At 74.5% G+C, this 19,653-nt stretch carries 17 protein-coding genes; 10 read left to right on the top strand and 7 right to left on the bottom strand.

Going from position 1 to position 19,653, the window contains the following annotated elements:
* Positions 1–348 precede the first annotated feature (348 nt).
* The 4 genes from ACIGZJ_RS13345 to ACIGZJ_RS13330 all read left to right on the top strand — a co-directional run bounded on the left by ACIGZJ_RS13345 (position 349) and on the right by ACIGZJ_RS13330 (position 3,093).
* The gene (locus ACIGZJ_RS13345) at positions 349–765 is read left to right on the top strand and encodes an ankyrin repeat domain-containing protein (protein ID WP_396457296.1); all 417 of its coding nucleotides are present in this window, start codon (positions 349–351) and stop codon (positions 763–765) included.
* Positions 766–789: 24 nt separating this feature from the next.
* On the top strand, positions 790–1,320 hold the full coding sequence (locus ACIGZJ_RS13340; RefSeq protein WP_396457295.1) for a GNAT family N-acetyltransferase: 531 nt from the start codon (positions 790–792) through the stop codon (positions 1,318–1,320).
* Between the two features lie 60 nt (positions 1,321–1,380).
* Positions 1,381–2,481 carry a serine hydrolase domain-containing protein gene (locus tag ACIGZJ_RS13335; RefSeq protein ID WP_396457294.1) on the top strand — a complete coding sequence of 367 codons (1,101 nt, stop codon included), beginning with the start codon at positions 1,381–1,383 and terminating at the stop codon, positions 2,479–2,481.
* Positions 2,482–2,595: 114 nt separating this feature from the next.
* Positions 2,596–3,093 carry an NUDIX domain-containing protein gene (locus tag ACIGZJ_RS13330; protein ID WP_396457293.1) on the top strand — a complete coding sequence of 166 codons (498 nt, stop codon included), beginning with the start codon at positions 2,596–2,598 and terminating at the stop codon, positions 3,091–3,093.
* Positions 3,094–3,113: 20 nt separating this feature from the next.
* Here the strand turns inward: ACIGZJ_RS13330 and ACIGZJ_RS13325 are convergent, their stop codons facing one another.
* The 3 genes from ACIGZJ_RS13325 to ACIGZJ_RS13315 form a co-directional block, all read right to left on the bottom strand.
* On the bottom strand, positions 3,114–3,773 hold the full coding sequence (locus ACIGZJ_RS13325; protein WP_396457292.1) for a vitamin K epoxide reductase family protein: 660 nt from the start codon (positions 3,771–3,773) through the stop codon (positions 3,114–3,116).
* Positions 3,774–3,841: 68 nt separating this feature from the next.
* Positions 3,842–4,663: a DsbA family protein gene (locus ACIGZJ_RS13320; RefSeq protein ID WP_396457291.1), complete on the bottom strand. Its 822-nt coding sequence runs from the start codon at positions 4,661–4,663 to the stop codon at positions 3,842–3,844.
* Between the two features lie 194 nt (positions 4,664–4,857).
* Complete coding sequence (locus tag ACIGZJ_RS13315; RefSeq protein ID WP_396457290.1) at positions 4,858–5,535, bottom strand: hypothetical protein; 678 nt, start codon at positions 5,533–5,535, stop codon at positions 4,858–4,860.
* Between the two features lie 208 nt (positions 5,536–5,743).
* Here ACIGZJ_RS13315 and ACIGZJ_RS13310 point away from each other — a divergent pair, with 208 nt between their 5' ends.
* From ACIGZJ_RS13310 to ACIGZJ_RS13300, 3 genes are all read left to right on the top strand, one after another.
* On the top strand, positions 5,744–6,343 hold the full coding sequence (locus ACIGZJ_RS13310) for a hypothetical protein (protein ID WP_396457289.1): 600 nt from the start codon (positions 5,744–5,746) through the stop codon (positions 6,341–6,343).
* Positions 6,340–6,726 carry a hypothetical protein gene (locus ACIGZJ_RS13305; protein WP_392934505.1) on the top strand — a complete coding sequence of 129 codons (387 nt, stop codon included), beginning with the start codon at positions 6,340–6,342 and terminating at the stop codon, positions 6,724–6,726. Before ACIGZJ_RS13310 ends, ACIGZJ_RS13305 begins: the two co-directional genes overlap by 4 nt.
* 188 nt (positions 6,727–6,914) lie before the next feature.
* Positions 6,915–7,802, top strand: coding sequence for a CHAD domain-containing protein (locus ACIGZJ_RS13300; protein WP_396457288.1), 888 nt, complete (start codon positions 6,915–6,917; stop codon positions 7,800–7,802).
* A 43-nt stretch (positions 7,803–7,845) separates the two neighbouring features.
* Here the strand turns inward: ACIGZJ_RS13300 and ACIGZJ_RS13295 are convergent, their stop codons facing one another.
* Positions 7,846–8,634: a uracil-DNA glycosylase gene (locus ACIGZJ_RS13295; protein WP_396457287.1), complete on the bottom strand. Its 789-nt coding sequence runs from the start codon at positions 8,632–8,634 to the stop codon at positions 7,846–7,848.
* A gap of 148 nt (positions 8,635–8,782) precedes the next feature.
* Here ACIGZJ_RS13295 and ACIGZJ_RS13290 point away from each other — a divergent pair, with 148 nt between their 5' ends.
* Positions 8,783–9,751, top strand: a complete 969-nt coding sequence (locus ACIGZJ_RS13290; RefSeq protein ID WP_392934516.1) for a slipin family protein — start codon at positions 8,783–8,785, stop codon at positions 9,749–9,751.
* A gap of 118 nt (positions 9,752–9,869) precedes the next feature.
* The gene (locus ACIGZJ_RS13285; RefSeq protein WP_392934518.1) at positions 9,870–10,334 is read left to right on the top strand and encodes a CBS domain-containing protein; all 465 of its coding nucleotides are present in this window, start codon (positions 9,870–9,872) and stop codon (positions 10,332–10,334) included.
* 51 nt (positions 10,335–10,385) lie between these two features.
* Here ACIGZJ_RS13285 and ACIGZJ_RS13280 read toward each other — a convergent pair whose 3' ends face one another.
* Positions 10,386–13,322 carry an FAD-binding and (Fe-S)-binding domain-containing protein gene (locus tag ACIGZJ_RS13280; RefSeq protein WP_396457286.1) on the bottom strand — a complete coding sequence of 979 codons (2,937 nt, stop codon included), beginning with the start codon at positions 13,320–13,322 and terminating at the stop codon, positions 10,386–10,388.
* Between the two features lie 77 nt (positions 13,323–13,399).
* Here ACIGZJ_RS13280 and ACIGZJ_RS13275 point away from each other — a divergent pair, with 77 nt between their 5' ends.
* The gene (locus ACIGZJ_RS13275) at positions 13,400–14,026 is read left to right on the top strand and encodes a hypothetical protein (RefSeq protein ID WP_396457285.1); all 627 of its coding nucleotides are present in this window, start codon (positions 13,400–13,402) and stop codon (positions 14,024–14,026) included.
* A gap of 9 nt (positions 14,027–14,035) precedes the next feature.
* Here ACIGZJ_RS13275 and ACIGZJ_RS13270 read toward each other — a convergent pair whose 3' ends face one another.
* Together ACIGZJ_RS13270 and ACIGZJ_RS13265 are read right to left on the bottom strand one after the other, a co-directional pair.
* Positions 14,036–15,070 (bottom strand): glycosyltransferase family 2 protein, encoded by a 1,035-nt coding sequence (locus ACIGZJ_RS13270; protein WP_396457284.1) that lies wholly within the window; start codon positions 15,068–15,070, stop codon positions 14,036–14,038.
* Positions 15,071–15,284: 214 nt separating this feature from the next.
* On the bottom strand, positions 15,285–19,175 hold the full coding sequence (locus ACIGZJ_RS13265) for a ricin-type beta-trefoil lectin domain protein (protein WP_396457283.1): 3,891 nt from the start codon (positions 19,173–19,175) through the stop codon (positions 15,285–15,287).
* Between the last annotated feature and the right edge of the window lie 478 nt (positions 19,176–19,653).

The raw sequence follows: 19,653 nt of genomic DNA, 5'->3' as shown, positions 1-19,653 counted from the left end.
CTAATCGTGACAAAAAGTAATAGATGATGGAACGGTGCAAATGGGTGGTTTCTGCGGTCAATACCGGCCCGGACCCCCGGGAGAGGTATGCGAACCGCCCCGGCCGGGGCCTCGAACGGCCCCGGACCGGCGCGCCGAGGCATTCCCGGTGGGCGGGCGGGAGCCTTCCGGGGGTGCCGGGAAGTTCGCCCGAACGGCTGCGCGACCCTCCCGCCCGTGTGTCGTGCGGGGGAATGCCGCTATCCGGAATCCGGACGTGTACTGGTTCGTCCGGGTGTCCGGCCGCTACGGTGCGGTACGCGCAGCCGGAACCACCACGACCTGTCGACCACCGAGGAAGGGCCCGCCATGACCGACGCCGCCACCCCGCAGTCCCCCGACGCCCCCGACGCCGAGGTGATCGCGCTGGCCGGGAAGCTGTTCGACGCCGCCCGCACCGGCGACACCGACACCCTGGCCGCCTACGTGGACGCCGGGGCGCCCGCCGGACTCACCAACGACCGCGGTGACACCCTGCTGATGCTCGCCGCCTACCACGGCCACGCCGCCACCGTGGGCGCCCTGCTGGCGCGCGGGGCCGACCCGAACCAGGCCAACGACCGCGGCCAGACCCCGCTGGCCGGCGCCGTGTTCAAGGGCGCCGAGGACGTGCTCGCCGTCCTCCTGGACGGCGGCGCCGACCCGCAGGCCGGCACCCCGTCCGCCGTGGACACCGCCCGGATGTTCGGCAAGGAGGAGCTGGTCGCCCGATTCGAGGGTCGCTGACCGAAGGTCGTAGGCTTTTCAACCATGGAGAGCACCACGGGGACCACGACCGTCCAGAACGGCACCATCGAGATCCGCGTCACCGGCTACGGCCACCCGGACGCGCAGCGCCTGTCGGCGCAGGTGCAGGAGGAGTACGTCCAGCGCTACGGCGACGGCGACCTCACCGTCCTGCACCCCGACGACTTCGACTCGCCGGCCGGGCTGTTCCTCACCGCCTACCTCGACGGCGAGGCCGTGGCCTGCGGCGGCTGGCGCGCCAAGACGGCCGGCCCGAACGGGATTCGTGACGGCGACGCCGAGCTGAAGCGGATGTTCGTGGTCCCCGCCGCCCGCGGCCGGGGCCTCGCCCGGGCGCTGCTCCGCCGGCTGGAGACCACCGCCGTCGAGGCCGGGCGCACCCGGTTCATCCTGGAGACCGGCACCGAGCAGCCCGAGGCGATCGCGCTGTACGCCTCCGAGGGGTACGGGCCGGTCGAGAAGTTCGGCATCTACCGCGAGCACCCGCAGAGCATCTGCCTGGGCAAGGAGTTCACCGGCGCGGCCGCCGTCTGACCCGGCGCCCGCCGGGTAGGCTCCCGCCCGGCGGGGGCGGACCGGCGGGCGGGGGAGCGGATGGACGGGCAGTCGCGGCGACCGGCAGGGCCGGGTGGCGGCCCGGCCCCGATCGGCCTCGCCGAACTCGGCGCCCCCGGCGGGGTGTTGGACCGACTGGTCCGGGGCGAGCTGCCCGCGGTCGGGGCCGGCGCCGTCTGGGCGGTCGGCGACCTTGGCGGGGTCCGCGGCGGCGGCTGCTCCGGCGCCCTCGGTCAAGGCTCGTACGCGTCGTCCGAGATGCGCCGCGACACCCTGTTCGACCTCGCCAGCCTCACCAAGATCGTCGCGCTCTGGCCCTGCGCGGGCGCGCTGTGGCAGGCCGGCCGACTGCCCCTGGACGAGCCGCTGGGGCGCTACTGGCCGGCCGCCGCCGACCGGCCGGTCGGCGTGGTGACGGCCCGTCAACTCCTCACCCACACCGCGGGGATGCCGCTGCGCACCAACCTCGAGGCGCTCTACGGCCGCGACCAGGCGGCCATCCGGGCCGGCCTGCTCGCCGCCCCGCTGCACCGCCCGCCCGGCAGCGCCGTGGAGTACACCGACCGCGCCGCCATCGTCCTCGGCCACCTGGTCGAGCACCTCGCCGGCGGCCCGCTCGCCGAGCTCGCCGCCCGGCAGGTCTGGCGGCCCCTCGGCATGGCCGACACCCGGTTCGGACCGCTGGACCGGGCGCGGACCGCCCGCGCGGCGCCCACCGAGTACGAGCCCGCCGCCGGCGGCCACCTGCGCGGCGTCGTGCACGACCCGTCCGCGCGCCTGCTCGGCGGCGCCTGCGGAAGCGCCGGCGCCTTCTCCACCGCCGACGACCTCGGGCGGTTCCTCACCGCCCTGCTCGCCCCGCCGCCCGGACTGCCCTGGGCGGGCCCGTGGAGCGCCGAGTCCCTGCGCGAGCAGACCGCCCCGCTGGCCCCGGCCCGCGGCCTGTCCTGGCTCTGCGCCCCCGGTACCGACCCCGCCGAGGGCACCTTCGTCCACTACGGCTTCACCGGCACCGGGATCTGGATCTCCCGCCGACTCGGCCGCTGGGCGCTGCTGCTCACCAACAAGGTCCACTACAGCCGCGAGACCCAGCCCCTCACCGACCTGCGCAACGCCCTCCGCCGGGCCGTCTTCGGTTGAGACCTGCCCAGGACCCACTCGATCGGGTGGAGCCGGACACGAACAGCCCCGGCCCGGTAAGGCTCTGCGGCAGAGTGGCCCGCTCCGGAGAAGGCCACCAGCGGAGGAGGCGCCGTGACCGACACCTGGCTCTCGGAGGAGGAATGGCTGGCCGGTATGGTCCGCGCCTACGTCGGCTGCAGCGTGCTGCTCACCGACCCGGCCGACCGGGTCCTGCTGCTGAAGGCCACCTACCGGGGCCGGTGGCAGTTCCCCGGCGGCGCGATGGACCCGGGCGAGGGCCCCGCCGAGTGCGCCGCCCGCGAACTGCGCGAGGAGACCGCACTGGTCGCCCCGGAGCTGCGCCTGCTCGTCGTCGAATGGCGCGAGCCCATCCCCCGGCAGGGCCGGAACGCCCACCCCGCCGTCCAGTTCATGTTCGACGGCGGCACCGTCCCGGCCGACACCCCGCTCACCCTGCAGGCCGACGAGGTCGCCGACTACGGCTTCTTCCCGCCCGCACAGGCCGCGCCGCTGCTGCACCCCAGCGCCGCCGACCGGCTGACCCGGGCCCTGCACCTCCGCCGGACCGGCGGCACCGCGCTGCTGCGCTCCCCGGGCTACCTCGGGTAGCCCGGGGGCGGGAACACGGGTCAGAGCAGGGTGCTCCAGTAGTACCAGAACCGGTTCAGGATCAGCAGGGCGATCACCGCCGCCCACACCACGGGCAGCGCCCAGTGGTAGCGGGCGGCCTCCCGCACCACCGGGCGCAGCCGCGGACCGACCGGGATCACTCCGGTCCGCAGGTTGTGCAGCGTCGTGTACCAGAACAGCGGGATCACCGTGGCCCAGACCACCATGCAGTACGGGCAGAGCGCGCCGATCTCGTACAGCGCCTGGTCGATCAGCCAGTGGACGAAGACCACGCCGAGCAGGGTGCCCGCGTGCAGCCCCAGCCAGAACCAGCGGCGGTATGCGGCGCCGGCCAGCAACCCCGCGCCGATCGCCGCCAGCGCCGCGAAACAGGCCAGCCCGAGCAGCGGATTGGGGAAGCCGAAGACCCCGGCCTGTTCGGTGCGCATCACCGAACCGCAGCTGATCACCGGGTTGATGTTGCAACTCGGGACGTAGGACGGGTTCTCCAGGATGCGGAGCTTGTCGAAGGTCAGGACGGCCGAGGCGGCCAGTCCTAGCAGTCCGCCGAGCAGCAGCAGCAGGGCGAACGGCCGGCTTGCGCCGATCGGCGAACGGCCGGACGGTGCACCGTCGGCGGCCGCGGGGCGGGAGGGGTTCACGACGGTCGGGGCGGTCATGGCAGAGCACTCCGGTGGGTGTGAAGGGCCCGGCCCGGCCGGGACGTCGGCCGGGCCGGTGGTGCTCACTACAAGCCCGCGGCCTGCTTGACCTGCGAGGTGAACTGCTCGGGCGTCACGGCGCGGTTGCCGCTGAACAGCGTGATCGGCTTGCCGTCCAGCTTCACCGTCGGCGTGCCGGTGACGCCGCTGTCGTTGAACGCGTCCGCGACCTTGGCCGCCCACGGCGCGTACGTCCGCTCGGTGACCGCCTTCACGAAGGCGTCCGACTTCAGTCCGGGCACCTTGTCGGCCAGCTCCAGCAGGTGGTTGACGTCGCCGAAGTCGTCCTCGCGCTCGTCCGGCTGGTTGGCGTACAGCACGTCGTGGTACTGCTTGAACTTGTCCACGCCCTCGTTCAGCGCGGCGCCGACGGCCGCCAGGGCGGTGCGCGAGCCCCTGCCGCCGAGGTTCTTGTCCAGGAACGCGGCCAGGTGGTACTCGACCTTGACCGTGCCGTCCTCGGCCAGCTTCCTGACCGACTCGCCGTTGGACGCCTCGAAGTTCTTGCAGACGGGGCAGCGGAAGTCCTCGAACACCTGGAGGGTGTGCGCGGCGTCGGCCTTGCCGTACACCACCAGGGTGCCGTCCGGACCGGAGGCGTTGGCGGGCACGACCAGGGCCGTCGGCTCGGCGGCCGCCGCCGTACCGGTCGAGGACTTGTCGTCACCGCCCGCCGCGCTGATCGCCAGCGCGGTGCCGCCCGCCAGGGCGAGCACGGCCACGATCGAGACGCCGACGACGATCCGCCGCCGGCGGCCGGCGGCCAGCTGCTCCAGGCGCTGCGCCTCCTGGATGCGCTCGCGGGCGCTGACGCGCTGGGACTGCTTACGGGTGTTGGGCTGGCTCATGGGTGGGTCGACTCCTGTACGGGGCGCGCGGTGCGCGCGGGATCGCCGCCTCGGCGCGGCGCGCGGCGCGCAAGGGCGCCGGCCGTCGCGAGGGGCCTGGTCGGATCAGGAGGAGCGCGCTGCCCGCGGCCGTGCGGCGGGGCTCGCCGCGGTGCCGGGGGTCCGTCGCAAGGACGGTTCGGGCCGGTCGGGGCTCAGCAGGCAGGCGCGAAGGCCGGCGGACCGCGCCGGGGCGCCGGGCTGAGGACGACGTCCTCGCGGCGCGGGAGCAGCAGGTCGAGGACCGGCAGCGGTACCCGCAGCACCGGCCGCTCCACCGGCGGGACCAGCAGCAGGAGCAGTGCCCGCAGCGGGGCCGCGAGCGACTGGTGCAGCGCGCGCAGCGCGCGGGCCAGGCCCGACAGGGCGGCGTCGCCCAGCCGCAGCCAGGCGGCGGCGGCCAGCGCCACCAGCAGGTGCGCGAGCAGGACGAGCAGCTGGGTGGCCGCGGGCGCGATCGCCCCGGCGTGCCCGAGCGGCCCGGAGAACAGCGAGCCGTCCACCGAACCGCCGCCGCAGACCAGCAGGTTCATGCCGCGCGCGGGGGCGTGGTCCGCCCCGAGGAGCGGGCCACAGCCGGACTGGCCCAGATTGAAGGTGGTGTTGAGCAGCAGCTCGATCGGCACCAGCACGGCCGAGATGTGCAGCAGCCGCCGCTCCCCGCCGGCCAGCGCGGTCGCGACCAGGAAGACGACGGCGGTCGCGGCCGCCACCAGGTTGAGCGGCAGCGGGCGACCGGTGATGACGACCTGGCCCAGCGCGGACAGCGGCACGGCGAGCGCGGTGAACACCGCGGCCCGCAGGGCCCTGGTCGCGTGGGTGGAAGCCGTCATGCCCCGGAGTATGCCACGAGGCTTACCGCCCGCACGAGGGCGCGTCAGGGGCTGACCCGCTCGCGGTCGAACAGGTTGCCCGTCGGCGATCGATCGTTCGCCGGACGGGGGCGGCGAGTTCACCGGGGCGATGGGTTTGCGGCCGGGCTGCGGGCTGAAAGGCCGTCAGGGACTGCCGGGGCGGTGTGGGCGATCCGACAATCGGGCGATGGACCATGCCACCGGCCTGCCGACCGCGCCGGTGCCGCCGTCGGCACCGCTCCCACCGCATCCACCCCACCCGCCCGTGCCGTACCCGCCCGTGCCCCACCCGCCCGTGCCGCCGACGCCGCACCCGCCGCCGTACTGCCCGAGTCCGACGGCCTCGCCCTCCGCCGTTCCGTCGCCGCCGCCCGCCTCGGTCTCCGCCTCCGCCGCACCCTCGCCCGCGTCCTCGCCGTCACCCACCCACCCGCCGCCGGCGGCCGCCCCGTCGACCGCCCACCCCACGCCCCAGCGGACCACCGCCGCGCCCCCGCCCGCACCCGGGAGGGCGAAGCCCGTCGAACCACTCGCCGCCCCGCCCACGCCGTGGCAGTCGCCGAGCGCCGCCCCCGACCCGACCCCCACGGCCACCCCCACCCCCACCGCCCCGCCGACCGCGACCATCGCCGTCGTCGTCGCACCCCCGCCACCCGCCGCCGGCCCGGCCACGGCCGGCCTCGACCCGGCCGTCTGGACGGCCGTACTGCTGCTCACCGCCCTGATCCCGGCCGCCCTCGCCGCAGCGATCGGCCACCACCACCCGAACCACCGGAGCCGCCGATGAACCCCGGGCCCCTGCTCAGTGCCGCCGCGGCCATCGCGGTCGCCATCACCGCCCTCGCCGTCGCCCACCGGCTGCGCCCCGCCGTCCCCGCGGGCGAGATCCCGCCCGAACCGCACGCCACCCTCGCCAGCATCGGCTCCGGACTGCTCTCCGGCTTCATCCTGCTCACCAGCTTCCTGATCGCCACCGGCTGGGCCTCGCACACCACCGGCCTCGTCCCGCCCCGGGGCCTCTACGCCGCCGACCTCGCCGCAGGAGTGGCCGTCCTGCTCTACCCCGCCCTGGCAGGGCTCCCCTTCAGCCCGCGCTACATCACGGCGGTGTGCTTCTTCGCCGCCCTGGTCGGCTACTCGATGTCCCTGGCGATCCAACTGCGGCCGTAGGACGCGTCCCGGCCCCGGGCTGACGTCCGGTCAGGGTGTCGGCGGGGTGGGGGCGGGCTCGACGGGATCAACACACCCGAGGAGGCGCCTCCCCGACTCCGCGCCCACCGCCCGGCGCGCCGCCGCCCACGGCCCGGCGGGCTAGCCTGGAAGGCGTTTCGAAGGCCCCGTTGAGAGGGTGAGTGCCCATGGCAGCAGCGGAGACCACCGTGGGGGCCGTTCTGCTGGAGCGGATCGGGGCGCAGGCCGGGGTGCTGGCCGGGCTGGACGACGCCGTCCGGGCGAACGCGCCGGACGCGGTGCACCGGATGCGGGTCGCCTGTCGGCGCCTGCGCAGCGCCCTGCGGACGTACCGGCGGCTGCTGCGCGGCGGCGCCGCGGACGGGCTGGTGGCCGAGCTGCGGTGGCTGGGCGCGGAGCTCGGCCGGGCCCGCGACCAGGAGGTGCTGGGCGAGCGGCTGGTCGCCCAGGCGCGGGAGCTGCCGGCGGAGTGCGGTCCGGACCGGGTCGTCGCGGCGCTCCGGCGGTGGGAGCGGGAGGAGGACCGGCGGAGCCGGCCGGAGGTGGCCGCGGCGCTGGACAGTCCGCGCCGCCACGCACTGGGCGAGGCGCTGGCCGCGCTGCTCGCCGACCCGCCGTTGCGCGGGCGGGCCGGGCGTGCGGCGGCGCCGGAACTGTCCAGGATCGCCGCGCGCGAGCAGCGCCGGACGGCGGAGCGGATCCGGCGCGCGCTCGCGGTGCAGGGGGCCGGTCCGGAGCGGGCGGCGGCCCTGCACGAGGCACGGAAGGCGGCGAAGCGGGCCCGGTACGCGGGGGAGACGGCGGAGCCGGCGGTCGGGCGCGCGGCGAAGCGGTACACCGAGCGGATGAAGGCCGTGCAGGAGCTGCTGGGGGAGCACCAGGACGCGGTGGTGGCGGCGGCCGCGCTGCGGGAACAGGCCGCGCCCTCGGGGGAGCCCTTCGGGTACGGGGTGCTGTACGGGCGGCAGCTGGCGGACGCCGACGCGGCGCGGCGGAGGCTGCCGGCGGTGTGGGCGCGGGCGGCGGAGCCCGCGCTCGCGCGCTTCCACGGCTGACGCGGCGGCTTCGGGGCCGGGGCCGGGCTTCGGGGCCGCGGCGCTACGGGTGCGGCGACAGGCCCGCCGAGCGCGCCGCGGTGCGCAGCAGCTCGCGGAGCATCGCGGTGGTGAGCCGGCCGGTGTTCGTGTTGCGCGGGCTGACGTGGTAGCAGCCGTACAGCTCCAGCGGCGGGCCGCCGTCGGTGGCGGGCAGGGTGGCGTGGGCGCCATGGCCGAAGGCCGGCCGGGGCCGGGGGAGCTGCCAGCCGGCGGCGGCGACGGCCGGGAGCAGCGCCCGCCACGCGAAGCCGCCGAGGGCGACGACCGTCCGGACGGTGGGCCGCAGCAGCTCCAGCTCGCGGGTGATCCACGGCCGGCAGGTGTCGCGTTCGGCGGTGCTGGGCTTGTTGTCGGGAGGGGCGCAGCGGACCGGGTCGGTGATCCGGACGCCCTCCAGGCGCAGCCCGTCGCCGTACCGGACGGACTCCGGGCGGTTGGCCAGCCCGAGGTCGTACAGCGCGGCGTAGAGGAGGTCGCCGGAGGGGTCGCCGGTGAAGATCCGGCCGGTGCGGTTGGCGCCGTGCGCGGCGGGGGCGAGGCCGACCAGGACGAGCGGGGCGTCGGCCGGTCCGAACCCGGGGATCGGGCGGGCCCAGTAGTCCCAGTCCAGGTAGGCGCGGCGCTTGGTGCGGGCGGTCTCCTCGCGCCACTCGACCAGCCGCGGACAGGCCCGGCAGCCGGTGACGACGCGGTCCAGCGCGGCCAGTCCGTCGGCGCGGGCGGCGGCCTCGACGGGGTGGCGGGGGTGGCCGGGGTCGGTGGCGGGGCCTTCGTCGACGGGCTGCGGCATGGGGATGATCGTAGGGCTTCGAGGGCGTGCGGCTCGGCCGTTCCGGCGGTGCTCCGGCAGGCGTAGCGTGGAAGCAGCTGCTCCGGCGGCCCCCGGCTGGGCCGGGTCGCGACGGCCGGGGCGCGGTGCTGGGCGCGAGGAGACCGCGATGCTGATAATCGATGCGGTGGTGGTGGCCATCGTACTGGCGGCGATCTGGGCCGGGCTGAGCGTCCGGGTCGTCCAGCAGTACCAGCGCGGGGTGGTGTTCCGCTTCGGCCGGGTGCGCGAGCAGATCCGGGAGCCGGGGCTGGTCAGGATGCTCCCGGTGGCGGACCGGTTGCGCAAGGTGAACGTGCAGATCGTCACGATGCCGATCCCCGCGCAGGAGGGCATCACCCGCGACAACGTCACCGTCCGGGTGGACGCGGTGGTGTACTTCCGGGTGGAGGACCCGGTGAAGGCGACGGTCAACGTGCAGGACTACAACTTCGCGATCTCCCAGGTCGCGCAGACCTCGCTGCGCTCGATCATCGGCAAGAGCGAGCTGGACGACCTGCTCGCCAACCGCGAACCGATCAACCAGGGCCTGGAGCTGATGATCGACAGTCCGGCCCTGGGCTGGGGGATCGAGATCGACCGGGTGGAGATCAAGGACGTCGCCCTGCCCGAGTCGATGAAGCGCTCGATGTCCCGGCAGGCGGAGGCCGAGCGGGAGCGCCGGGCGCGGATCATCACGGCGGACGGCGAGTTCCAGGCGTCGGCGCGGCTCTCGGAGGCCGCGGCGGTGATGAGCGCGACCCCGGCGGCGCTCCAACTGAGGCTGCTGCAGACGGTGGTGGAGGTGGCGGCGGAGAAGAACTCGACGCTGGTGCTGCCGTTCCCGGTGGAGCTGCTGCGGTTCCTGGACGCCGCGACGGACACCCACCGGCGGGTGCAGCCGGCGTCGGCGCCGGATGCGTCGGTGGCGGCGGCCGAGGGGGCACCGGGTGCGCTGGACATGCCGGTGCCGGGCGTGGAACAGCTGGAACTGCCGCCCCTGGAGGAGCTGCTGGAGCGGTCGCCGCTGGATCCGCTGCCCGAGCCGTCGCAGAACGGCGGCGGCGCGGGACCGGCGGCCCCGCAGGCGGCGGCCTAGGCAGGACAGGGCCTGAGACGTCGCGGCCCGGTGCGGCCCGGCGATGCCCGGTGGCGGCGCTCCCGGGAGCGGACCAGGATGGAGTCACGGGAGTGGCAGGCAGGTCAGGAGGCCGATCATGACCAGAGCCGGAGACATCATGCACCCGGGCGCGGAGTGCATCGGCGAGCACGAGACGCTCGCCGCCGCGGCCCGGATCATGCGGGAACGCGACGTCGGGGCACTGCCCATCTGCGGTGAGCGGCAGAAGTTGCTGGGCATCGTGACCGACCGGGACATCGTGCTGAAGTGCGTCGCCGAGGGCCGTGACCCGGCGCAGGTGACGGCGGGCGAGCTGGCCCAGGGCCGGCCGATGACGGTCGAGGCGGACGAGGACGTGGAGCAGGTGCTGCGGATGATGGAGCAGCACCGGGTGCGGCGGCTGCCGGTGATCAACCACCCGGAGCACGAACTCGTCGGGATGATCAGCGAGGCGGACATCGCGCGCGGGATGCCCCAGGCGCGGCTCGCGGAGTTCGTGTCGGCGGTCTGCGCCGAGGAGACGCCGAGGTCGACGGAGGTGCAGGAGCCGCAGGGCGTGTAGGTCCGCAGCCGGGGCCCGTCGGCCGCCCGGCCGACGGGCCGAGCGCTGCCACTACCGCGCCTCGCGCAGCGCCCGCTGGATCAGCTCCGCGAGGTGCAGGGCCTGGCGGCCCTCGGCGAGTTGGGAGATCTGGGTGCGGCAGCTGAAGCCGTCCGCCAGCAGGACGGTGTCGGGGGCGGCGGCGCGGACCTCCGGGAGCAGGACGCGCTCGGCGATGGCGGCGGAGACCTCGTAGTGCCCCTGCTCGAAGCCGAAGTTGCCGGCCAGCCCGCAGCAGCCGGAGTCGAGCACCCGGTTGTGCAGCCCCAGCCGGGCCTCGACGCGGCGGTCGGCGGCGGTGCCGAGCACGGCGTGCTGGTGGCAGTGGGTCTGGGTGACGGCGTCGACCGGGAGCTGCGGGAGCGGGGCGTCCGGCGCGTACTCGTCGATGAACTCGGCGAAGGTGCGGGTGCGTTCGGCGAGCGGGCCGCCGTCGGGGCCGAGCAGGCGGGGCAGGTCCTCGCGCAGGGTGGCGGTGCAGCTCGGGTCCATGCCGACGACCGGGGTGTCGGCGGGCAGCCCGGTGGCGGTCAGCGCGCGCAGGCTGCGGCGCACCACCCGTCGGGCGGTGCCGAGTTGGCCGGTGGAGTACCAGGTCAGCCCGCAGCAGACCGGCCCGTCCGGGAGCCGGACGTCGAAGCCCAGGTGCTCCAGCACCTCCACCGCGGCGCGCAGCACGTTCGGCTGGAGGTGGTCCGAGAAGGTGTCCGGCCAGAGCAGGACGGGCCGGGCGCCGGCCGGCGCCGGGTGCGCGGCGCGGTGGCGGCGGTACCAGCGGCTGAAGGTCTCCGGCGGGAAGACCGGGACCACCCGCCGCCGGTCCACCCCGCCGAGCCGCTTGAGCAGTCCGGCGGCGGGCGAGCGGGCGATCAGGTTGGCGGCGCCGGGCGCCAGCGCGACGGCCCGCAGCCAGAGCGGCAGCCAGCCCATCGAGTAGTGCGCGACGGGCCGTGGCCGGTGCCGGTAGTGCTGGTGGAGGAACTCGGTCTTGTAGGCGGCCATGTCGACGTGGACGGGGCAGTCGCTCGCGCAGCCCTTGCAGCCGAGGCAGAGGTCCAGCGACTCTCGGACCTCCGGCGAGCGCCAGCCGTCCGGGACGGCCTCGCCGCGCAGCATCTCGGCGAGCAGCCGGGCCCGGCCCCGGGTGGAGTGGCGCTCCTCGCCGGTGGCCATGTAGCTGGGGCACATCACCCCGGTGCTGGTGTCCACGCACTTGGCGACGCCCACGCAGCGGTGCACCGCCTTCAGCAGGCTGCCGTCGTCGCGCTCGTACGGCAGGGCGAGCGGCAGTTCGCGGACCGGTCCGGAGAAGCGCAGGTCGGCGTCGAGCGGGCGCGGGTCGACCAGTGCGCCCGGGTTGAGCAGGTTCTCCGGATCCCAGATCCGCTTGAACTCCCCGAACAGGTCGATGATCTCGGGCCGGTACATGCGGGGCAGCAGCTCGGCCCGGGCCTGGCCGTCCCCGTGCTCACCGGACAGCGAGCCGCCGTAGGAGACCGCGAGGTCGGCGGCCTGCTCCAGGAACTCCCGGAAGACCGGCAGGCCTCGGGGCTCGGCCAGCGGGAAGTCGATCCGCAGGTGGACGCAGCCCTCGCCGAAGTGGCCGTACGGGATGCCGTGCAGGCCGTGGCGGCGCAGCAGGGCCCGCAGGTCGCGCAGGTAGTCGCCGAGCCGCTCGGGCGGGACGGCGGAGTCCTCCCAGCCGGGCCAGGCCTCCCCGCCGCCGGGCAGCCGGGTGACGATCCCGGCGCCGGCCTCGCGGACGGCCCAGAGCTGCCGCTGCTGGTCCGGGTCGGTGACCACCGAGACCGTGGCGGTGCGCTCGCGTCGTACCGCGTCGGCGAGTCGGCGGGCGGCGTCCAGCGCCTCGGCCCCGGTGGCGCCGCCGGTCTCCAGGAACAGCCAGCAGGCGCCGTCGGGCAGCCGGTCCAGGGCGGGCGGGCGCGGGCCGGCGGCGACCAGTGCGGCGACCAGGTCGGCGGCCATGCCCTCGACGGTGAGCGGGCGCAGCGGCAGCAGCGCGGGGACGGCATCGGCCGCGGCGCTCTCGTCCGGGTAGCCGGCCACCACCAGGGCGCGGGCGGCCGGCTCCTCGACCAGCCGGACGGTGGCGCCGAGCAGCAGCGCGCAGGTGCCCTCGGTGCCGGTGAGCGCGCGGGCGAGGTGGTGGCCGCGCTCGGGGAGCAGGGCGTCCAGCGGGTAGCCGGAGGTGCGGCGCGGCAGTTCGGGCATGCCCTGGCGGATCACGGCCAGGTTCCGGTCGGTGAACTCCTGGAGGGAGCGGTGGAGTTCACCCGCCCGGCCGGGGAGTGCGCGGAGCGCGGCGCGCTCCGCGGGGGCGAGCGCGCCGCCGACGGTGAGTTCGGTGCCGTCGGCGAGCAACAGCTCCAGGGCCTCGACGTTGTCGGAGGTCCGCCCCCAGGCCACCGAGTGCGCACCGCAGGAGTCGTTGCCGATCATGCCGCCGAGGGTGCAGCGGCTGTGCGTGGACGGGTCCGGTCCGAACCGCAGGCCGTGCCGGCGGGCGGCGCGCTGGAGGTCGTCCAGCACGGCGCCGGGCTCGACCCGGGCGGTCCGCCGCTCCGGGTCCACGTCCAGCACCGCGCCCAGGTGCCGGCGGAAGTCGAGGACGACGGCGCCCGGCCCGATCGCCTGCCCGCCGATGCTCGTCCCGGCGCCGCGCGCCACCACGGGTGTGCCGTACTGGCGGCAGAGGTCGAGGGCGGTGCGGACGTCGTCCAGGTCGGCCGGTTTGACCACGCCGAGCGGCAGGTGGCGGTAGTTGGAGGCGTCGTGGCTGTACACGGTGCGCTCGGCGGCGCCGAAGCGCACGTCCCCGCGCAGGGTGGCGGCCAGCTCGCGGGCGAGGTCGGTACCGGCGGCGGAGGGGCGGCTCACGTGGGTCCTCCCGGAGGCGGGGCGGTTGTCCTTCGTACCGCCGCCGATCATCCCAGCCGGGCGGGCCGGCCGTCTCGGGCCACCCCGGTGTACGCCCGACGAGGTGTCATATGACACCCTCGACTGCCATGATCACTGACTCCTCGGCCGGCGACGCCGCCGAGCCCGGCCGCTTCCTCGCCCGGCTGCCGATCGGCGAGCGGCCGCCGCTGCGCGCCGACGGCGCCCACTCCTGGGACATCTTCCCGTACGACGGCGACCTCCTGATCAAGGTGCTGGACGAGCCCGAACTGCCCGAGCCGCCCCGGCACGGCGAGGGCGGACCGGACACCTGCGGGCAGTGCGCCCGCCCGGACGAGGACTTCCTCTGGACGGACGCGCACTGGCGGCTGAGCGCCCCGCAGGCCTCCTCCGGGCTGCCCGCCGTCGTGCTGCTCCAGCCCCGCGCCCACCACGACCTGCTGGACCTCCCGCCCGAGCGGGCCGCCGAGATCGGCCCGATGTTCCAGCGGGTCGAGGCGGCGCTGCTGTCGCTCGGCGGGATCGCCCGGGTCCACGTCAACAAGTGGGGCGACGGCGCCTCGCACCTGCACTTCTGGCTGATGGCCAGGCCCGAGGGCATGATGCAGCTGCGCGGCTCCACCCTCGCGCTGTGGATGGACGCCCTGCCGCCCGCCCCCGCCGAGGAGTGGGCCGACACCGCCCGCCGGGTCGCGGCCGCGATGGCCGCCGACGGGGGCACCGCCCACGTGTAGTACCTGCCTTCACACTCCCGCTTTGCGGCGGGCCGTGCCGGTCAGGGTCCCGCGGGCGATGTGCGAGAGCTTGGCCATCTCGAAGGCCGGGTAGGCGCCCCCGGCGAGCAGCGAGAACTTCACGCCCTCGCGCCCGCCCGGCCGCCGGTGCCCGGCCGGCTGGAAGCGGCGGTGGTGCTCGGCGGCGCGGTGGAAGAACTGCGGGCGCTCGGCGCGGGCCACGCACCCGGCGAGGTCGAAGACGAACAGGTAGTGCCGGATCATCCGGGTGAACAGGGCGTCGCGGGCGGCCGCCGAGCCGGGCCGCTCGGCGGCGAGCTCGTCCAGCAGGGCGAAGCTCCGCTCGTACTGGTCGAAGATGTCGAACCGGCTGCTGCCGGGCGAGCCGGCCGGGTGGACGGTCTCCCGGCGCCGCAGCTGGACGCAGGCGCGCGGCAGGACGGCGATCCGCCCGGCGGCCAGCAGTGACTCGTGGGCGAGCGGGATCTCCTCGTACCGGCCGTCGGGGAAGGCGAGCCCCGCGTCCTGCCAGAAGCCGCGGCGCAGCAGCTTGTCCCAGGCCAGCGCGGGGGCGCCGAACAGCTCGGGGTGGTCCAGCGGCCCGAACGCCTCCGGGCCGGCCTCGGCCAGCAGCGACTCCGCGCCGCCCGGCCAGTCGCGCCCGCCGTGCCGCCGGGTGTGCCCGAAGAGCAGGAGGTCCACCGGGCCGGTCCGGTCGAGCCGGTCGGCGAGCGACTGGAGGCCGTCCCGCGGGAGCAGGTGGTCGGCGTCCAGGAACAGCAGGTACTCGCCGCGGGCCCGGGCGGCGCCCGCGTTGCGGCTGACGCCGACGCCGACGGCCGCGTTGAGGTGCAGCACGCAGACCCGCGGGTGGCGGGCCGCGTAGGCGTCCAGGAGCTCGGCCGGGGTGTCGGGGGAGCGGTCCGCGACCACGATGACCTCGAAGTCGCGGAAGGACTGGGCGAGGAGGGAGTCCAGGCAGTCCGTCAGCTGTTTCTGCTGGTCGTAGGCGGGGAGTACGACGCTGATCAGGGGTGAGGGCATGAGGCCGGAGCGTAGGAGCGCCCGCTGGGGGTGGCAAAGCCCTGACGGTCTGTGATTGCGGTCAAGCCCGGCAAATCACCTCCGTGTACGCCATATCTTCACCCCGTGCACCAGTCGCGTGCACGTCAGACGGCCGGCGAGGGCGGGCGGGCCCGGGCGAGCCGCGGGCCCGCAGCACACGAAGCGCTGCGGGCCCGCGGGGGAGTGCGGTGGATCAGGCGGTGTTGACGGTGAGGTTCCAGAGCTGGTTCCGGTGGCCCTCCATGCAGTCCCAGATGCCGAGCGACCGGCCGTTGGCCGCGTCCCAGCCGGGGATCTCGAGGCAGCGGTTGGAGTTGGGGTTGTACAGGCTGCCGTCGCCGCGCAGGGTCCACTGCTGGCCCGGCTCGCCCAGGCAGTCCAGGATGGCGACGGACGCGCCGTTCCTGACCTCGTTGTCACGGACGCCGACGCAGTACTGGCCGGTGCGGAGCGTCCCGTCGGGGGCGAAGTTGAACTTCTGGCTCGCCCCGTTCCAGCAGCTGTAGAGCGCCAGGTCGTGTCCGAGCCACGGCCCGTAGTTGTCGAGGCACATGCCGCCATCGTAGGCGGAGCGGACGTGGTAGCCGGTGGGCCGGTTCGGCACACCGAGCGTGATCGGGGCGCCGAAGCGGGCCAGCCCGTTCTCGGCCGCCACACCCGGGACCTGGCTGAGCCGGCCGTCCGCGCCGGTGGCGTAGAGGTCGGGGAAGCCGTCGCCGTGGACGTCGCCCGGCGACTCCAGACCGGGGTACTCGGCACTGGTGAAGCCGGGGGTGAGCGCGGCCTGCGGGGTGAGCTGCTCGGCCGCGCCCGCGCCGTCCCACTTCTGGCTGACGTCGTCGGCGCAGTCCCAGATGATCAGCTGGTTGCCCGGGGTGTTCAGGCCCTCGGGGACGCCCAGGCAGCGCCCGGACACCGGGTTGCGCAGGGTGCCGGCGATGGTGCCGGCCTCCCACTTCTGGTTCCCGCCGCCGGTGCAGTCCCAGAGCACGACGTTGGAACCGTTCTCGGTTCCCTCGCCCTGGATGTCGAGGCACTTCCCGAGGACGTGCACCAGGCCGTCCGCGCCCAGCGTGAACTGCTGGTTGGGGCTGCCGGCGCCGCAGTTCCACAGGAAGGCCGTGGTGCCGTTCGAGGTCCAGCCGTGGTCGATGTCGGCGCACATGCCGACGCCGTCCGCGTTCTTGACGCCGGAGACCAGCGGGCGGTGGACCGGGGCGTGGAGGGTGCCGGTGGGCTTTCCCTCGGCGTCGAAGGCCAGCGGGTAGCTGAGGATCGCGCCGGTGACGTTGTCGCGGGCCCACAGGGTGGGGGTGCCGCCTACGGTACCGGGGGTGAGCAGGGTGACCTTGGACCAGTCGCCGTCACCGAGGGTGACGCCCGGTTCCAGGCGGCAGCCGCCGGTGTAGTTGCCGACGTAGAACCGCAGGAGGTTGTTCTCCACGGTGACCACGTTGGCCAGCTTGCGCGGGTTGCCGTAACTGCCGGGGGAGACCAGCTGGGTGACGTTGTTCCAGGTGCCGTCGATTCCGCTCGGGCAGGTGCCGGCCGCGCCGAGCGGCATGAAGTTCCCGAGGCTGAAGTGGCCCGGAGTGCCGGCGGGGACGGAGGAGGCGTCGTTGAGGTAGGCGTAGAGCTTGTGGGTGCCCTTGTTGTAGGCGATCAGGTCGTCGACGCTGCCCTCGGTGACGGAACCGCGGTGGGCGATGAGGTAGTTGTTCCAGCTGTCGTGCTCGGGGCTCTGGCTCTTGGCCGAGGACACGACGGGTGCGGCCGTGACGTCCGCGTTGCCGGGCAGCAGGGTGAGGTTGCCCTGGGAGTCGGGGGCCAGGAAGTCGGGCGTGCCGTCGTCGTTCACGTCACCCGGGGCGACCTTGTTGTCCGGGTTCCAGGGGGCGTAGAAGTCGTAGACCGCGGCCTCGGGCTGGGTGTTGCCCGCGCCGTCCACGGCCCGGACGTACAGCCGGTGGGTGCCCCACTGGTCGCGGGGGAGGTTGATCGGGATGTCCGCGACGGCGGTGCCGTCGGCGTCGGGGGCGGCCTCCTTGAAGTTGGCGCCGACCGGCGGGATGTTGTCGTCCAGCGAGTACTGGAAGCCGCGCACGCCGCTCTTGATGCACGAGCCGCGGGTGCAGCCGCCGGGGGTCGGGTCGTTGCTGCTGACCGAGATGCTGACGCCCTGGTCACCGGCGTGGGCGGTGGGCTTCAGGCCGCTGCCCAGCGGCGGGAAGGACTGCAGGGGGGTGAACTGCGCGAGGGACGGCGGGGTGAGGTCCACGTTGAAGTAGCAGTAGGCCGACCCGGGGCTGTCGAGCAGGCCGTCGGAGGCCCAGGCGTTCCAGCCGTACTGGTGGCCGTCGGAGACCCGGCCGCCGATGTTGGCCTGGCCCCAGCCCGAGGAGCCGATGGGTTCGCTGGCCCGCCAGGTGGCGTCGGAGGGGTTGCCGTGGCCGTCGTCGACCATGTTGTCCCAGGTGTGGAAACCGACCACCAGGTTGTTGCCGGACATCGGCGTCGAGGCATACGCGTTGAGCGTGATGTTCGAGGTGTCGCCCGCCAGGGTGGTCATGCCGATCCAGCCGGGCTCGCCTCCGCCGCAGGCCGTGCTACTCGGGTTCTGCGAGCCCGGGTTGGTGTACAACGCGTCGGGGGTGTTCGGGGCGATGTCGTACTTGGCCTGGATGTACGGGTTCTTGTTGAAGCGCATGAACCCGTAGTTGCCGGCGGAGCGGGACTCGTCGCCGAACAGGCCGAGCGTCCACTGCTGGATCCCGCCCTGGGCGACCTCCCGGATGGCACCGGTCACGGTGAAGTTCACCGGCTGCTGGTTGCAGTAGGCGCTCTTGGGCCGCTGGGTCTGGAGGTCCTGGTGGATCTGCGGCTGGTGGAGCCAGTCCGTTCCGGTGCCGATGGCGTCCTTCATCCACTTCAGGGTGACGGGCGCGGTGGCGTTGTTGCAGTCGTGGTTGGCGCCGTACGTCTCGTAGAAGTAGGCCGTGGCCTCGTCGATGTACATCCGGCTGTCCAGCGCCGAGGTGTTGAACTCGAAGTACGAGCGCTCCATGCCGAAGCAGTTGTCCTGGTACTGCTGGTAGCCGACGCCCTGCCCCTTGGGCTGCTCCTTGTCGAGCTGGGAGCCGGGCGAGGGGCAGCCCTCCATGACCTGGACGAAGTGGTTGGTGCCCATCGGCGCGGTGGGCGTGAACGTCGGGTCGATGTACAGGGGCCAGGCGGTGTCGTGGCCGGCGAGCAGCCCGGCGTCGGGGGTGAGCGTCAGCGCGCCGTCGTCGGCCTTCACACCGATCGGGCGGATCTTCGCGTTGTCCCCGGGACCGTCGGTGGAGGACAGCTGGGCACCGCCCGCGACGGGCTGTGCGGGCGCCTCGGCCTGCGCGGGCGCCTCGGCCGCGCCGGGGGCCGACTTGGCGGCGCGGCCCTCGGGCCTGCCCGCCGCGGGACCGGCGGTCGCCGAGTCCCACATCACCGGCGTCGGCGCGCTGAACACCGTGGTGCCGTCGGCCGCCCGGGCCGTCAGCGTGCCGGTCTGGTCGGCGGAGACGCTGAGGTCCTTCGCCGAGGTGGCCAGCCGCAGCGACGCGAGCTGCGGGTTGGCGGCGGCCTTGGCGTCCTTCACCACCAGGACCTCGCGCACCGCGCCCTGGTCGGTGACGTCGACCTGGAGGTCCACGCCCGGCAGCACCTCCGGGTACCGGGCGCCGGCCCCGTTCACGGTCGGCACGGGAAGCGCGACCGGGAAGGTGAGGGCCAGGCTGCGGCCGGCCTTGTCGGTCAGCGTGGCCAGCGGTCCGGTGCCGCCGCCGGAGAGCGCCACGCCCGACGGGGTGGCCTTGGGCGACCAGCTGCCGTCCTGGTTGCGGGCGAGGTCGGCGTCGACCGGCGTCCAGGCGTCGTTCTTCTTGACCCGGGCGGCCTGCAGATGGGTCGTCAGGGTCAGCTTGCCGTCCGGTTCGGCGACGGTCAGCGAGGACTCGGTGGTCAACTCGTCGACGGTGACGGGCTTTCCGGTGCTCTTGGCCTTGAGCCTGGCAGCCTGGACCGGGCCGCCCGGCGGCGGAGTCGGCAATGCCTCGGGCCGGGTGTTCTGCGCCGGTTTGACGGCGAATGGCCGGTCGTCGGCGAATGCCGGTCCGGCAGTTCCCAAAACAAGTCCACCAACAGCGGATATCAGTGCCAGACGGTGCGTCAGTCTACGTGTGCGGCTTTGCCGGACACGACGGGGTTCCCCCACGAATGGTCCCTTTCAGGGTGGTTCGACCGGCCCGGACCCGGTTGCGTGGCGAACGTCACACGGTGGGTCAGGAACCGGCCGCGGAGAGGCAGGTTCGAGCGGCTGAGCAGCGAAGGACCGGTATTGGGGCTCGCGCCGCACCGGTCGATCGCGGGCAGGCTATTGCGCGGTTCGTGCCCGTGACAATACGGTTCCGGCGACCACGCACGATCGCCCGGGAAATCACTGACTCCGAGGCGACGGGTATTCATAGGCTGTTATCAAACGGGGGGTTGACGGTGCGCGCGAGGCTGCGCTGGTTCGGTTCCGATCA

The sequence above is a fragment of the Kitasatospora sp. NPDC052868 genome, assembly GCF_044547105.1.
Lineage (GTDB): Bacteria > Actinomycetota > Actinomycetes > Streptomycetales > Streptomycetaceae > Kitasatospora.
The sequence above is the reverse complement of the archived record's forward strand: the minus strand, read 5'-3'. Positions and strand labels throughout refer to the sequence as shown.

What these genes read in the sequence shown, in the direction of transcription:
- ACIGZJ_RS13300 (WP_396457288.1), top strand. Translation starts at nt 6,915, where the DNA reads ATGGCAGCAGCGGAGACCACCGTGGGGGCCGTTCTGCTGGAGCGGATC.
- ACIGZJ_RS13270 (WP_396457284.1), bottom strand. Translation starts at nt 15,070, where the DNA reads ATGCCCTCACCCCTGATCAGCGTCGTACTCCCCGCCTACGACCAGCAG.
- ACIGZJ_RS13295 (WP_396457287.1), bottom strand. Translation starts at nt 8,634, where the DNA reads ATGCCGCAGCCCGTCGACGAAGGCCCCGCCACCGACCCCGGCCACCCC.
- ACIGZJ_RS13310 (WP_396457289.1), top strand. Translation starts at nt 5,744, where the DNA reads ATGGACCATGCCACCGGCCTGCCGACCGCGCCGGTGCCGCCGTCGGCA.
- ACIGZJ_RS13345 (WP_396457296.1), top strand. Translation starts at nt 349, where the DNA reads ATGACCGACGCCGCCACCCCGCAGTCCCCCGACGCCCCCGACGCCGAG.
- ACIGZJ_RS13285 (WP_392934518.1), top strand. Translation starts at nt 9,870, where the DNA reads ATGACCAGAGCCGGAGACATCATGCACCCGGGCGCGGAGTGCATCGGC.
- ACIGZJ_RS13320 (WP_396457291.1), bottom strand. Translation starts at nt 4,663, where the DNA reads ATGAGCCAGCCCAACACCCGTAAGCAGTCCCAGCGCGTCAGCGCCCGC.
- ACIGZJ_RS13335 (WP_396457294.1), top strand. Translation starts at nt 1,381, where the DNA reads ATGGACGGGCAGTCGCGGCGACCGGCAGGGCCGGGTGGCGGCCCGGCC.
- ACIGZJ_RS13275 (WP_396457285.1), top strand. Translation starts at nt 13,400, where the DNA reads ATGATCACTGACTCCTCGGCCGGCGACGCCGCCGAGCCCGGCCGCTTC.
- ACIGZJ_RS13280 (WP_396457286.1), bottom strand. Translation starts at nt 13,322, where the DNA reads ATGATCGGCGGCGGTACGAAGGACAACCGCCCCGCCTCCGGGAGGACC.
- ACIGZJ_RS13305 (WP_392934505.1), top strand. Translation starts at nt 6,340, where the DNA reads ATGAACCCCGGGCCCCTGCTCAGTGCCGCCGCGGCCATCGCGGTCGCC.
- ACIGZJ_RS13325 (WP_396457292.1), bottom strand. Translation starts at nt 3,773, where the DNA reads ATGACCGCCCCGACCGTCGTGAACCCCTCCCGCCCCGCGGCCGCCGAC.
- ACIGZJ_RS13340 (WP_396457295.1), top strand. Translation starts at nt 790, where the DNA reads ATGGAGAGCACCACGGGGACCACGACCGTCCAGAACGGCACCATCGAG.
- ACIGZJ_RS13290 (WP_392934516.1), top strand. Translation starts at nt 8,783, where the DNA reads ATGCTGATAATCGATGCGGTGGTGGTGGCCATCGTACTGGCGGCGATC.
- ACIGZJ_RS13315 (WP_396457290.1), bottom strand. Translation starts at nt 5,535, where the DNA reads ATGACGGCTTCCACCCACGCGACCAGGGCCCTGCGGGCCGCGGTGTTC.